Source organism: Brevibacillus sp. NPDC058079 (genome assembly GCF_042885155.1).
Classification (GTDB): Bacteria; Bacillota; Bacilli; order Brevibacillales; family Brevibacillaceae; genus Brevibacillus.
The window spans coordinates 215,294-227,754 of sequence record NZ_JBHVSO010000002.1 but is presented as its reverse complement, the minus strand read 5'-3'; the positions used below and the strand labels follow the sequence as shown (position 1 = coordinate 227,754).

16 protein-coding genes are annotated in these 12,461 nt (G+C 45.9%); 9 read left to right on the top strand and 7 right to left on the bottom strand.

Annotated elements, in window-relative coordinates; all coding sequences use genetic code 11:
* Window positions 1-26 precede the first annotated feature (26 nt).
* Window positions 27-917, top strand: a complete 891-nt coding sequence (locus ACFVS2_RS07725) for an NAD-dependent epimerase/dehydratase family protein (protein WP_390232793.1) — start codon at window positions 27-29, stop codon at window positions 915-917.
* A gap of 82 nt (window positions 918-999) precedes the next feature.
* Window positions 1,000-1,821, top strand: a complete 822-nt coding sequence (locus ACFVS2_RS07720; protein WP_390232791.1) for a M15 family metallopeptidase — start codon at window positions 1,000-1,002, stop codon at window positions 1,819-1,821.
* Window positions 1,822-1,883: 62 nt separating this feature from the next.
* On the opposite strand, the gene lepB is transcribed toward ACFVS2_RS07720, so the two are convergent.
* Window positions 1,884-2,444 carry a signal peptidase I gene (lepB, locus tag ACFVS2_RS07715; RefSeq protein ID WP_390232790.1) on the bottom strand — a complete coding sequence of 187 codons (561 nt, stop codon included), beginning with the start codon at window positions 2,442-2,444 and terminating at the stop codon, window positions 1,884-1,886.
* 387 nt (window positions 2,445-2,831) lie between these two features.
* On the opposite strand from lepB, the gene ACFVS2_RS07710 reads away from it, so the two are divergent.
* From ACFVS2_RS07710 to ACFVS2_RS07695, 4 genes are all read left to right on the top strand, one after another.
* A complete protein-coding gene (locus tag ACFVS2_RS07710) occupies window positions 2,832-3,257 on the top strand; it encodes a MarR family winged helix-turn-helix transcriptional regulator (protein ID WP_390232788.1) in 426 nt (141 codons plus the stop codon).
* 75 nt (window positions 3,258-3,332) lie between these two features.
* On the top strand, window positions 3,333-3,815 hold the full coding sequence (locus ACFVS2_RS07705; protein ID WP_390232786.1) for a hypothetical protein: 483 nt from the start codon (window positions 3,333-3,335) through the stop codon (window positions 3,813-3,815).
* A 122-nt stretch (window positions 3,816-3,937) separates the two neighbouring features.
* Window positions 3,938-4,120, top strand: coding sequence for a DUF4025 domain-containing protein (locus ACFVS2_RS07700; protein WP_390232784.1), 183 nt, complete (start codon window positions 3,938-3,940; stop codon window positions 4,118-4,120).
* A gap of 146 nt (window positions 4,121-4,266) precedes the next feature.
* Window positions 4,267-5,382, top strand: a complete 1,116-nt coding sequence (locus ACFVS2_RS07695; protein WP_390232782.1) for an aminopeptidase — start codon at window positions 4,267-4,269, stop codon at window positions 5,380-5,382.
* 17 nt (window positions 5,383-5,399) lie between these two features.
* Here ACFVS2_RS07695 and ACFVS2_RS07690 read toward each other — a convergent pair whose 3' ends face one another.
* From ACFVS2_RS07690 to ACFVS2_RS07680, 3 genes are all read right to left on the bottom strand, one after another.
* Window positions 5,400-5,720: a hypothetical protein gene (locus ACFVS2_RS07690; protein WP_173617355.1), complete on the bottom strand. Its 321-nt coding sequence runs from the start codon at window positions 5,718-5,720 to the stop codon at window positions 5,400-5,402.
* 120 nt (window positions 5,721-5,840) lie between these two features.
* Window positions 5,841-6,368, bottom strand: coding sequence for an isoprenylcysteine carboxyl methyltransferase family protein (locus ACFVS2_RS07685; RefSeq protein WP_390232780.1), 528 nt, complete (start codon window positions 6,366-6,368; stop codon window positions 5,841-5,843).
* Between the two features lie 2 nt (window positions 6,369-6,370).
* Window positions 6,371-7,435, bottom strand: coding sequence for a type III polyketide synthase (locus ACFVS2_RS07680; RefSeq protein ID WP_390232778.1), 1,065 nt, complete (start codon window positions 7,433-7,435; stop codon window positions 6,371-6,373).
* A gap of 285 nt (window positions 7,436-7,720) precedes the next feature.
* Here ACFVS2_RS07680 and ACFVS2_RS07675 point away from each other — a divergent pair, with 285 nt between their 5' ends.
* From ACFVS2_RS07675 to ACFVS2_RS07665, 3 genes are all read left to right on the top strand, one after another.
* Window positions 7,721-8,407, top strand: coding sequence for a GGDEF domain-containing protein (locus ACFVS2_RS07675; RefSeq protein ID WP_390232777.1), 687 nt, complete (start codon window positions 7,721-7,723; stop codon window positions 8,405-8,407).
* A 159-nt stretch (window positions 8,408-8,566) separates the two neighbouring features.
* Window positions 8,567-9,184: a DUF47 domain-containing protein gene (locus ACFVS2_RS07670; protein WP_007728239.1), complete on the top strand. Its 618-nt coding sequence runs from the start codon at window positions 8,567-8,569 to the stop codon at window positions 9,182-9,184.
* Complete coding sequence (locus ACFVS2_RS07665; RefSeq protein WP_173617358.1) at window positions 9,177-10,196, top strand: inorganic phosphate transporter; 1,020 nt, start codon at window positions 9,177-9,179, stop codon at window positions 10,194-10,196. The genes ACFVS2_RS07670 and ACFVS2_RS07665 overlap by 8 nt, the downstream gene beginning before the upstream one ends.
* 70 nt (window positions 10,197-10,266) lie before the next feature.
* Here the strand turns inward: ACFVS2_RS07665 and ACFVS2_RS07660 are convergent, their stop codons facing one another.
* The 3 genes from ACFVS2_RS07660 to ligD all read right to left on the bottom strand — a co-directional run bounded on the left by ACFVS2_RS07660 (window position 10,267) and on the right by ligD (window position 12,404).
* Window positions 10,267-10,506: a hypothetical protein gene (locus ACFVS2_RS07660; protein ID WP_390232774.1), complete on the bottom strand. Its 240-nt coding sequence runs from the start codon at window positions 10,504-10,506 to the stop codon at window positions 10,267-10,269.
* Between the two features lie 124 nt (window positions 10,507-10,630).
* The gene (lgt, locus tag ACFVS2_RS07655; protein ID WP_390232772.1) at window positions 10,631-11,428 is read right to left on the bottom strand and encodes a prolipoprotein diacylglyceryl transferase; all 798 of its coding nucleotides are present in this window, start codon (window positions 11,426-11,428) and stop codon (window positions 10,631-10,633) included.
* 73 nt (window positions 11,429-11,501) lie between these two features.
* Window positions 11,502-12,404 carry a non-homologous end-joining DNA ligase gene (gene ligD, locus ACFVS2_RS07650; protein WP_173617360.1) on the bottom strand — a complete coding sequence of 301 codons (903 nt, stop codon included), beginning with the start codon at window positions 12,402-12,404 and terminating at the stop codon, window positions 11,502-11,504.
* Between the last annotated feature and the right edge of the window lie 57 nt (window positions 12,405-12,461).

Below are 12,461 nucleotides of genomic sequence, written 5' to 3'. Positions count from 1 at the left end.
CTGATCAAGGAAAGGATGTTGCAAAAATGAAGAAAGTACTTGTACTCGGAGGAACGCGATTTTTTGGAAAGCGATTGGTCCAGCTTCTCGTTGAAGCTGGGGCAGACGTTACGGTGGCAACGAGGGGGTTTACCCAAGGGGAGTTGCCTGCCTCTGTCAAAAGAATGACCCTTGATCGCGATGACGTCCATTCACTAGCGGTTGCAGGGGAAGAGCAGTGGGACGTGGTGTACGATAACATCTGTTATTCCTCCCAAAATGCAATGGATGCGTGTAAGGTTTTTCGGGGGAAAGTGGGTAAGTACGTTTTGACCTCTACTCTGTCCGTCTACGACTATGTAGAGGAACCACTACAGGAAGAAGCATTTGATCCATACACGTATGAAATCAACCGGACAACAAGAGAAGAGACGACCTATCAAGAAGGCAAACGTCAAGCAGAAGCCGTCTTTTTTCAGGAGAAGGCCTTCCCTGTCGTAGCCGTTCGTTTTCCAATCGTACTGGCGGAAGACGATTACACTCGTCGGCTATGGTTTCACATTGAGCATGTGCAAGAGGAGCTCCCAATAGGTATTACGAATCTCGCTGCCCGGATATGCTTTATACATGCACAGGAAGCAGCTCAATTTTTGGCATGGGTGCCGACAACGTCCATCACAGGGCCAGTAAATGCGTGCTCGGATGGGACTGTTTCGCTTGCTGAACTGATGGAGATGATTGCGCAAACAGTCGGAAAACCTGCCCGCATCGAGCCAACGATAGATGCTTCTGATGCGTCTCCCTTTGGGTTTGTCGCATCCTTTTACATGGATAACAGTAAGGCTAAGGCCGCGGGCTTCCCATTTTGGTCGCTGGATGAATGGGTGTCGGCGCTTGTCAAAAACCTAAACGAGGAATATACCTCCGAAAAAGCGTGACCTATCTACCTTTTCTTTCGTATAACTCCATGGTAAGGTAGAGCAGAACATATGTGTCTGTAAGGAACCAGGAGGATCGATCATGAACAAAAATCGCACCAGCAGCCTTGCGATCGTCGCAGCATTATCAGTAGCATTACTCAGTGGATGTGAACCTCCCTCATTAAGTGGAATGTTATCCAGCGAGTCGAATGGACAATCCGCGGGAGAGGGAACGCAGTCAACGACAGTTGAGCCAAATAACGAGGAGACAGCACGTCCCCAACGGGCATCTCTTGCAGAGACGATAAAAGATGTGGATGGAGTGCCAACTGTTACGAATGCAACAGATCTCTCGGTTGTCGTAAATAAACAGCGGGCATTGCCTGCCGATTATATTCCACCGGATTTGATAGAGCCGAATGTGCCATTTCCTTTTGATGAAAAAGTTGAGAAGCGATTACTGAGAGCAGAAGCCGCACAAGCATTAGAAGAACTGTTTGCCAAAGCAAAGACAGAAGGTATTGAACTGTATGCTGTTTCTGGCTACCGCTCATATAAGACCCAAAAATCGCTGTACGAAACGTATGTAAGAACACAAGGTGCTGAACATGCCGCTGCCTACAGTGCCGTACCTGGAAAGAGCGAGCATCAGACTGGCTTGGCTATGGATGTGTCCGGATATGATGCAAGTACACGCTTGGAAGAATCATTTGCTGAGACACCTGAAGGAACATGGCTGGCAGCCAACTGTGCAGACTTTGGCTTCGTCATTCGCTATTTGAAGGGCAAGGAAGATACGACTGGATATGCCTATGAGCCTTGGCATTTGCGTTATGTAGGGAAGGAAATGGCGAAAGAAATTATGGCAGGTGGCCTTACTTTGGAGGATTATTTTTCTGAAGCGGCAATTGCCCACAAATAACGTCATCGAAAACGAAAAGAGCCGCCCCGATAAGGAGCGGCTTTTTTGTGCATGAATAAATGTTAACGTGGGAGGCGAACCTGGGACAGCGGCCAGTATACGACCTCTGCACGTCCTACTACATGATCCAGTTGAACAGGGCCAATGACGCGGCTGTCCATACTGTTGTTGCGATTGTCCCCCATAACAAACACACTGCCCTCAGGAATTTTCACAGGGTCAAAATCTTCGGTTAACGTCACACCTGACGAAGAAGCTTTTAGCTTGTTTTCGACCAAGTACTCTTCGCTGAGCGGTTGACCATTGACATACACTTGATCATTTTTGGCTTCAACGGTGTCACCAGCTACTGCGACCACGCGCTTGATCCAGTTGTCGCCAGTTGCATCTGGATGAATGATGACGATATCGCCAGGCTGCGGTTCTTTGAGATAGTAAACCGCTTTGTTTACGATGACGCGCTCGCGGTCATGCAACGTACTTTCCATGGAACGCCCTTGGACGACGTAGGGAGCCATGACAAATACGTAGATAAAGGCAGTCAATCCGCCAATCAAGAGAAACGATTTTAACCAATCGAGCAATTCCGCTTTCCATTTTGGTGTAGAGTTGGTTTGTTCCATTGAAATTCTCCTATGTATGTAGTTTCTGTGGCAAATATGCCTGAGTCAAATGCCTCGTGTGTGTAAGGCTGTCTTCCCATTATACATGCTTTACGAATAGATACGAAAGATGATTCAAGGAAATAATTGGCTTCGTGGATGAAGCTGAAAAAGTCGTAACATTATTTTGCAAGCTTACCTATTGTCAGTTTTTCCTGTTTGAGTTAAGATGTTCTTGAAATAAGTTTTACAATAAAAATATTAAGTGGTAAACACTTTGTCTGGCTCATACATATCTTTCGTGAAAAGAAATAATTTCGGGAGTCCTCTTGATCTTCCGGTACTTAGGCTATATAGTTTTATAGTAAAAGTACTTATATTATTAATTTTCCGAAAATGGGTGATGTTGTGAGCAATATGTCCCGTGCCAGTAAACTTGAGGAACTGGATCGAGTATTTGTCGAGATTGCTCGTTTCTTTATTAACAATTGGCTAGAGGAAGAGTCAATCAGTCCGAAGCAGTTTATCTTGCTGCGTGTGTTACATCAAAAAGGACGAAGCACAGTTTCTGAGCTGGCGACTATTTTGAAGTTATCCAATAGTGCCACCACAATCGCACTCAATCGGTTAGTCAAGGCCGGTTTTATTGACCGGGTTCGAGATGAACAGGATCGACGTGTCGTGTGGGTCACTTTGTCACAACAAGCCATTCCGACTCTGGAAGGACTTTTGTGCCACAGGAGAGCACTAGTAGGAAAGCTGCTGGAGAATCTGTCTGACGACGAGTTAGAGCAGTTTACGTATTTTCTCAGGAAAATGCAGCAGTGCATATAGCATACCTTCAAGTTCGGGTTTGGGGACATTCGTGTAAGACAAAAGTGTGTACCGCGGGAATGGGAGTGTACACATATGAAAAAGAAAAGCACACTGATCATGAGTTCTTGTATCTTAGGAGCGGCTCTCTTCACACAAGCTGCATTTGCAGAAGAGGCAGTAAAAGCTACTGAAACGACTACTGCAACAGAAGCAAAAACAACTGCAACTGAAGAAAAACCAGCAACTACAGAAGAAAAGCCTGCAACTACTGAAGAAAAACCAGCAACTGAAACCACAACAACTGCACCAGCAACTAAACCTGAAGTAAAACCTGCGACTCCAGAAACAGTTTCCCCAATTCAAGGTTTGACTCAACAAGGTGGCTGGGTCATCATGCCAGGTAAAGATGAGTATGTATGGGTGAGTGGACAATATGTTCCAGTAATCTCTAACGTAGCTGGTTGGGCAACGATGCCAGGAGTAGATCAATTTGTTACTACTGGTGGCGTAACTCCTGTGAGTGCTCCAGCAGCTGGTTGGGCAACGATCGCTCCAGAATCCGATAACGAAAAATAAGCATAGCTGATGATAAAGACGCTTTGTCCCTCGATTGGGCAAGGCGTCTTTTTTTTCGGCTAAATCTGGAGATTCCCGTACAAACTATAGCGAATAGAAACCAAAGGGAAGGAGGAACGAAAATGGCAGGTTATGAAAAAGATCAGGCTCGATCCAGGGCGAGAGAGTTGGGCACTGAGGATGCAAGTGGAGCCGTCTACTATCAAGAGGCAGACGAATATACGGCTGGTCTAGCTACAACGCAAGAGTTGGTCAGTGACATGTACAAGATGGGAACCATTGAGGACAGGGAACAGACCGTGTAAAAACATAGGAAAAGAGCAAGGTCAGCCTGGATACAAGGAGGCTGGCCCCTTTTTGTTTCGTTGATAAAAAATTTTTTATTGACTTGGTAGATTGTATCGGTAAAAATACAAGAGGAATCAGAAAATTTAAAAAGGGTGTGCCACGAATGAGAGACTCACGATTAGATCAATTAGCGTACAATCTGGTTAACTATTCTGTACGAGTACAGCCAGGGGAAAACATTTTGATCAACGCGAAAGGGGACACACCGGATTTGGTGCAAGCCCTCGTGCGTGAGATTTACAAAGCAGGCGGCAGTCCTTATGTTCAATTGATTAATCCCGCCGTCAGCCGAGAAATCGCAATGAATTGCAATGAAGAGCAGTTGAAGACCATGGCTCAACATGAAGTTGAACTCATGGAGAAAATGCAAGGTTACATCGGGATTCGTGCAGCGAACAACATCAATGAAATGGCTGATGTTCCAAGTGACAAGCTGAGCATCTATTCTCGCCTGTATGAGCTGCCCGTGATGAACGTGCGCGTGCCTAAAACGAAGTGGGTTGTTCTTCGTTACCCGAATCCTTCCATGGCACAGCTTGCGAATATGTCTACAGCAGCTTTTGAAGATTTTTACTTCCAAGTATGTAACCTGGATTACGCGAAAATGGACAAAGCAATGGATAGTCTGGTTGACTTGATGAATCGCACAGACAAGGTACGCTTGGTAGGACCTGAAACGGATCTCAGCTTCTCAATCAAGGACATTCCTGCTGTGAAATGTGCTGGCCTGCGCAATATTCCAGATGGTGAAGTGTATACAGCACCTGTGAAGGATTCCGTAAATGGCGTTATCACTCATAATGCGCCAACACCATACCACGGCTTCACTTTCGAAAATGTTCGCTTGACCTTCAAGGACGGTAGAATTGTGGAAGCAACAGCGAACGATACCGAACGCTTGAATCAAATTTTGGATACGGACGAGGGAGCGCGCTTCGTTGGGGAATTCGCTATCGGTGTGAATCCTTACATTCGCAACCCGATGAAAGATATCTTGTTTGACGAAAAAATAGACGGAAGCTTCCACTTCACGCCTGGTCAATGCTATGACGAAGCATACAATGGCAACAAATCGTCTGTGCACTGGGACATGGTTTCCATCCAGCGTCCGGATTGGGGTGGAGGAGAAATCTGGTTTGATGACGTCCTGATTCGCAAAGATGGTCGTTTTGTCATTGCAGAGCTTGAATGTTTGAATCCAGAAAACTTGAAAGGGTAAGGCAAAGCCTACCCAAATCATTTGTCGTACTGACGAAGCCTTTCGTGAGCAAGCATAATATCCATTTCTAGCTGAAATAGCATGTGCAGATTGCTTGAAGGAAGAGTAATTCTGCGTGCTGCGTGGTAGAGAAGTGGCTTGTTTTGTTTGATGACCGTCATGATTTCCACAACCGGTGGAACGACTTGCTTGATTCTTAGCAGACTTTGCAAATAGCGAAGAAAGGTTTGAATACTAGCTTGGTCATCCTTGTTCGGTAGCGTTTCAATCAAAGCGAAAAAGTCTCGGACGATGATACGCTTCGTCTCCTGAGGCTCCACTATGGTTGTACGACTCACTTGATCCACCTCACGGGAAAGAGTAATAGATTCTTTTCTTTTCCCGCTGAATGACAAGTGATAAACCTTTTGCTCGATAAAAAGTCTTTGGCATGTGCGTGTGCCAAAGACTTTTCGTTTTTATGACTCACGATGACCATCGTAGACGCTTGCTTCTTCCAAGGGAATTCGTATACGCAGGAGCAGCCAGGCATTCAAGAGTGAAAACGTCAGGGCAGTTGTCACAGCGGAAAATGTCAGGGGGAGTAGGAGCAGCTCAAGCGATACGACCAAGTAGTTGGGGTGACGAATGAACCGATAAGGACCTCGCTTGATCGGAGCCTCCCCCGGGAGTATGAAGATGCGAGTATTCCACCGTTTGCCCAAGCTGCGAATGCACCAGTAACGAAGTGCTTGCGCGATCAAAAACAGGCTGAACGGTACCGCCCACCAGGAGGGCAGAACCATGGCACTGCCTTTTCCCACCACCTCGAAAATAAGCGAGAGAAAAAAGAGAAGATGAAGAAGAACGATGTATTTGTAATGACTCGCCCCAACCTCGTAGCCACCTTTTGACCGGATATAGCGGGCATTCCTCACGGCAACGAGAAGCTCGACCAGCCGCTGCAACACGACTGCAACCATGACGAATCCAAAGAAGAGCAACATGGCTATCTCGCCTCCAGAAGTAAGAGCTCGGAGCTAAATCCAGGTCCAAGCGCAGCGACCAAACCGCGATCTCCTGGTTCCCACGCCCTCTCCAAGCTTTTTTCCAAGACGAACAAAACCGTAGGGGAAGACATGTTTCCAAAATTGGTTAGAACATCTTCAGAAAAACGAGTGGCTTCTGTGCCAATGCCCAGAGACCGCTGGTAAGCTGTTAATACCTTGGCTCCACCTGGATGGAAAATGAAATGACGCAGATGATCAATAGACATCCCGTGCGGTGACAGAAAGCTCTCGACGTTTTCTCGCATCGAAGAACGAATGAGAGTAGGGATGTCGCGAGAGAAAATGACTTTTAACCCCGGATCGGTCAATTCCCATCCCATGACATCTACGGTGTCCGGCCATGTTGTCGTTCGTGCATCACAAAATTGAACCTTAGGTGCGGCAGAAGAGGACAAGACTTGGTCTCCTTCTATTAATGCGGCTGCAGCTCCATCTCCAAATAGGCATGTTGCGACCAAATTGCTTTTAGACAAATCTTGTCGGATGAAGGTCAAGCCGCACAGTTCTACGCTCACAAGCAATACTCGCCGCGAGGGATAAGCTTGGGTGTATTCACATGCCCGCGACAATCCCATCGCTCCACCGGCACAGCCAAGGCCCCACAACGGTACACGGGTTGCTTGCGGACGGAGTCCTAAACGGTGTAGCAAGCGGGAATCAAGGCTTGGGGTCGCAATGCCAGTACTTGATACAAACATCAGACAATCGATGGATGACGGCTCGACACCAGCTTTTGTCAAACACTTTCGGGCTGCTTCCTCGGCCAAGGCTTCTGCATGTTCGATATACAATTGATTTTTCTCTGCAAAGGGCCGGTCCTCCAAAAACCAATCCATTGGCATGCTAAAATATCGCTTCTGAATGTGACTGTGTGCAAATACGTGTAACAAACGGTCTATGTCGGGAAAAGCATCTTGAAAAAATAGGCGTGCCAGCTTCATGGAATCCTCTTGTGTAATCTCGTGGGAAGGTACTGCTGTAGCCACTGCTTCAATACGGGGCATACATTCATTCACTCCCGTCTGTCATTATTAGCCATTAGCTTATCCCTTCCAATTGGTTCCAATTCATGTTGCACCATGTGTATAGACCACAGGCTGGTTGTCAGGATTTTTCCAAGATTCGCTTGAATGAATAAGTGACAGTTTCGTGGTTTTGCTTGAACTTACAAAAAAAGATAGGTAAAATATTCCTGATTATGTGAAAAAAGACCTACTAAAAATTTGTTAGGTAGGTCTAATGTCCGAATTGGAAGAGGGTAACATCGGATAGATCGGGGGTAGTGTGCTTTGGGCTCACGCTGGATTAGCTTGGGTGTGTCCTGTGTGATCATCTCGGTTTGGCTGATCGGATACGGATTGCCTACGGATGAGAGTATGGTTGTCTTTCTTTTACTTGTGGCTGTCATTCAGTCGCTTGCTGCCTATCAAATAGGGAAATATGTAGATCAGTTGCGGCAGATGGCTTATCACGATTCACTTACAGGCGTTCTCGTCAATCGCAGATTTCATGACAAGTTGGTTGAAGAAGTAGAGTTGGCAAAAAGCAATCATCAATCTGTTACTTTATTATTTATTGATTTAGATAATTTCAAAATATTCAATGATTCATATGGCCATTTGGAAGGCGACCGAATCCTTTGCCAATTTGCAAGACTCTTGCAAGCAAGTGTACGCAAACAAGATACGGTTGGAAGATGGGGTGGGGAAGAATTCGTCGTTTTGTTAACGCATACAGACACAATAAGAGGACTGGCAATTGGAGAACGTATTCAAAATCAAGTGAGGCACGCTCTTTCAGGTGTCACGGTCAGCATCGGAGTAGCCTCGTACCCTCACCATGCTTCAACAGCGGAAGAGTTAGCGAAAACAGCAGATATGCTGATGTATGAAGCGAAAAAGAGGAAAGATTGCATGATGGTCGCTTCGAATGAAAAGATAAATATTGGCAAGAATAACACTCGTCATCTCTCTTGACACGGGTGTTTTTTTTGATTGTAAAGGGCATTTACAAAAACTTAATAATTCCTTAAAGAAAAATATACACATTTGACCTTGATTTTAAATTTACGGAAACAATAACTTTCGATATAATCTGTTAGGTGTCATTTATTCAAAGGAGTGAAGAAGTCCCGTATGTTGAAATCAAACAAGTATATCTTCTTTGATCTGTTCGAGCAGCAGATTGCCACTGTGCACAAAGGAACTCATCTTTTCTATGAAATGATAGGAAACTATCAAGATCTAGAAACAAAGGTTAAGGCAATCAAGGCTGTCGAGAAAGAAGGAGACGAGATCGTTCGTCGCATCATGAACGAGTTAAACTCCACTTTTATCACTCCGCTTGAGCGTGAAGACATTCACCAACTCGCTCATACGATGGACTCGATGATCGACTACATTGACGGTGTCGCTGATCGTATGTATCTGTACCAAGTGACTCAACCAGATCCACGTGTACTGGCACAAGCCAATATTTTGGTGAAATGCTCGGCAAAGCTGATCGAGCTGATTCGCACACTGCGCAAGCTGGATCATAAAGTCGTTACACAAATCGCTGGGGAAATTAAAGATTTGGAGCATGAATCTGACTCCAACTACCGCAAAATGGTATCTGATTTGTTGAACTCTCCTGATACCAACCCAATGGAGGCTATCAAACTCAAAGAGATTTACGATAAGCTCGAAGACTGTGCTGACTTCGCTGAGGACGTCTCCAACCTGGTAGAAGGGATCGTGTTAAAGAATGCCTGATCTTTCGCCAGAGTTGCTTATTCTGGTACTCGTCGTCATCATGGCGCTAGCTTTTGACTTTATCAATGGTTTTCACGATACAGCGAATGCAATTGCGACTTCTGTTTCGACGCGTGCATTAAGTCCGAAAACCGCGATTATTATTGCATCCCTGTGTAACTTGCTTGGTGCACTTTCGTATACAGGTGTAGCGAAGACAATCGGGGGAGGCATTACCGATCCATTCAAGCTGGAAAATGGATTGGTCGTCGTTTTGGCCGCGTTGACATCTGCGATTTTGTGGAACCTAATCACCTGGTGGTTCGGAATTCCTAGTTCGTCCTCGCACGCGATTATCGGCGGTGTTGCAGGTGCTGCTTTTGGTGCCGCAGGAAGTGGTGCCATTAACTGGTCAGGCTTCATTAGCATTATCCAAGCGTTGATCGTATCACCGCTTGTTGCCTTTGCTGTTGGTTTTGTCGTGATCAAGCTTGTGTCTTGGTTTGTTCGTAACTCAGCGTACCACAAAACCAATCGAAATTTCCGTTCGATGCAAGTCGTGTCAGCAGCTTGGCAGGCCTTCAGCCATGGAGCCAACGATGCGCAAAAAACAATGGGCGTAATCACCCTTGCTCTGATTTCTGGAGGATTCTTGATACAAGAACCGGGCGAATTCGTCATTCCACTGTGGGTAAAACTCTCAGCTGCTATTGCAATGGCTTTAGGTACAGCTTTTGGTGGATGGCGTATCATCAAGACCTTGGGTGGTAAGATTATGAAAATCAAGCCAATTTCCGGTTTCTCAGCAGACCTGTCTTCTGCCTTGATTATCACAATCTTTACAGCTTTGAAACTGCCAGTGAGCACAACGCACGTGATCACATCCGCCATCTTGGGGGTTGGGGCATCGCAAAAGCTGAACGCAGTAAAATGGGGCTTGGCTGGCCGAATTTTGGTCACTTGGGTCATTACCCTTCCGATTACAGGACTTTTGGCTGCTGCATGCTACGTCGTGTATGACGTATTCCTGTAGAGCTACATCTTTATACAACACACAACCAGACACCTTTCCGTGTAGAGAACGCGGGAAGGTGTCTTTTTCATTAACTTGATCCAGTTAAACGCTCCCATAAACCGGGCTTGGGTTTAATTTGCACGAGGCGTACGGCAGAGAATGGGATATAGTCCAGCGAGCCATCCCGTTCTTCAATTAAAATCCCATTTGGGCTATAATCATACAATTTGCCTTCTGCGTATGAGGATAATCCTTGACCGATCATATCAGGAGCAAAATGAATACGTACGTAGCGATCGAGATACTCTTCCAAAATTCCATCATCCATCTGATTCCCCACCTTTTTCATTCTTTCTCCTAGTTATTGCCTGCATTGCGACAATTCAGACAAGGTAAAGAAAAAACCACCCAGTCGGACTGACCTGAGTGGTAATGGCTATGGCATATTAACGTTATTCAATCGAGTTTTGGGAATGTCCTGTCTGCTTGTTTTTGCGTGCAAACACGAGCATCAGGATGACACCAGCAGCAATTAAGCACAGACTGACTAATTGAGCGACACGCAGAGTATCTGCTATTAACAAGCTGTCTGTACGCATTCCCTCAATGTAGAAGCGACCGAGTGAATACAGGATCATGTAGCTGAACAAGACCTGTCCGTCGAATTTTTTGAATCGGTACAGCATGAACATGAGAACGGCGAAAACGAAAAGGTTCCAGATCGATTCATACAAAAACGTAGGGTGGTAATATTGTCCGCCGATAAACATTTGTTCGCGGATGAATGCGGGGAACTTTTCCATAAACTCAGCAGAGACGGGACCACCGTGCGCTTCCTGGTTGATAAAGTTTCCCCAACGTCCGATGGCTTGACCCAAAATGACACTCGGCATAAAAATGTCAGCCAAACGAAGGAACGGCAGATTATGTTTTCGAATATACCAGCTTCCTGCCAGAACACCACCGATTAATCCACCGTGAATAGCCAAGCCGCCTTGCCAAACTGCGAAGATGTCCAGTGGATTGTCTTTGTACTGCTCCCATTCAAACGTTACATAATACAATCTTGCACAAACGATGGCTGCTGGAATGATCAGAACCACCATGTTCAAGACGTGATCAGGATCAATGCCAGAACGTTTGGAATTGTAGCGCGCGAGATAAGTACCCAAGAAAAACGCCAGCCCCATAATAATGCCATACCAGTGAATCTTTAAGGGGCCGATTGCAATTGCGATCGGATCAATCATGAATGTGCCTCCTTGCCTCAAAACATCTGTGCCAAGTATAGCACAAATAGGCTGCTGGATTCCAACTAATGGCTTACTGGGACTGCAAAAAGCCGAGGATGGCATCAAGGGAGGCTCGTTTCATTGGAGCAGATACGGATGAGAATAAATCTCCGAATGTTTCCAGTCGTTTGGGCACTGTATAAACGGTGAAGTCTGTGGGATGAGAATGAGGAACCTCCTCCCACAGGAGTGGTGTTGATACGGTTGCCTGTTCTTTTGCACGGGTTGAATAAGGGGCTGGTAATGTTTTCCCCCGCCAGTGTTGCAAATAGTCAATGTACAGCTTATCTCCCCGATTCTTCACTAGTCGCTCGATGGTTAAAAGTGAGGGATGCTTGCTGACTAAATAGGATGCGATGAAATGTCCGACCAGGCGTGTCTGTTCAAAGGTATAGCGGAGTTCAATCGGAACGTATATTTGCAAGCCACTGGAACCAGATGTTTTGACCCATGAAGGCAGCTGTAATTCATCGAGCAGCTGTTTCAACAAGAGGGCAGACTCTATCACAACAGCAAAATCGTCTGTAGAAGGGTCAAGGTCAAATACGAGCTCTGTCGGAGTCTCATCCTTGGCGAGGTGAAAGGAGACGTGCCACTCCAATGCTGCTTGATTTGCCATCCACACGAGTGTCGCCCGATCATTGCACAGTACGTAACGAACATTTTCCCACGTATGCGTTTGTATCCAGTCAGGCGCATAGTCAGGGGCGTTTTTTTGATAGAAGTGCTTGTCGCCAACTCCGTGAGGGTAGCGAATGACTGTTAGCAGCCGATCCTTGCTATACCGTAGAAGTGGGGCTGCGACAATCAGCAAATAGCGCAAGTAATCTAGCTTGGTTACCTTGGCCTGTGGCCATAGAGGCTTGTCAGGATTTGTAATGGACAATATGTGATTGTCAATCGTCAGCTCGTACTCTTTTGTTGCAGGACGCAATAATGTTTTCACCTTCTTTTTAAAAGGTAGTAGGTGTTCCTACTATCTCCCATCCGT

Bases quoted from the DNA above. Each gene is read 5' to 3' on its own strand.
- ACFVS2_RS07685 (WP_390232780.1), bottom strand. From the start codon at position 6,368: ATGTTGCTCTTCTTTGGATTCGTCATGGTTGCAGTCGTGTTGCAGCGG.
- ACFVS2_RS07680 (WP_390232778.1), bottom strand. From the start codon at position 7,435: ATGCCCCGTATTGAAGCAGTGGCTACAGCAGTACCTTCCCACGAGATT.
- ACFVS2_RS07700 (WP_390232784.1), top strand. From the start codon at position 3,938: ATGGCAGGTTATGAAAAAGATCAGGCTCGATCCAGGGCGAGAGAGTTG.
- ACFVS2_RS07695 (WP_390232782.1), top strand. From the start codon at position 4,267: ATGAGAGACTCACGATTAGATCAATTAGCGTACAATCTGGTTAACTAT.
- ACFVS2_RS07725 (WP_390232793.1), top strand. From the start codon at position 27: ATGAAGAAAGTACTTGTACTCGGAGGAACGCGATTTTTTGGAAAGCGA.
- ACFVS2_RS07660 (WP_390232774.1), bottom strand. From the start codon at position 10,506: ATGGATGATGGAATTTTGGAAGAGTATCTCGATCGCTACGTACGTATT.
- lepB (WP_390232790.1), bottom strand. From the start codon at position 2,444: ATGGAACAAACCAACTCTACACCAAAATGGAAAGCGGAATTGCTCGAT.
- ACFVS2_RS07665 (WP_173617358.1), top strand. From the start codon at position 9,177: ATGCCTGATCTTTCGCCAGAGTTGCTTATTCTGGTACTCGTCGTCATC.
- ACFVS2_RS07670 (WP_007728239.1), top strand. From the start codon at position 8,567: ATGTTGAAATCAAACAAGTATATCTTCTTTGATCTGTTCGAGCAGCAG.
- lgt (WP_390232772.1), bottom strand. From the start codon at position 11,428: ATGATTGATCCGATCGCAATTGCAATCGGCCCCTTAAAGATTCACTGG.
- ACFVS2_RS07720 (WP_390232791.1), top strand. From the start codon at position 1,000: ATGAACAAAAATCGCACCAGCAGCCTTGCGATCGTCGCAGCATTATCA.
- ACFVS2_RS07705 (WP_390232786.1), top strand. From the start codon at position 3,333: ATGAAAAAGAAAAGCACACTGATCATGAGTTCTTGTATCTTAGGAGCG.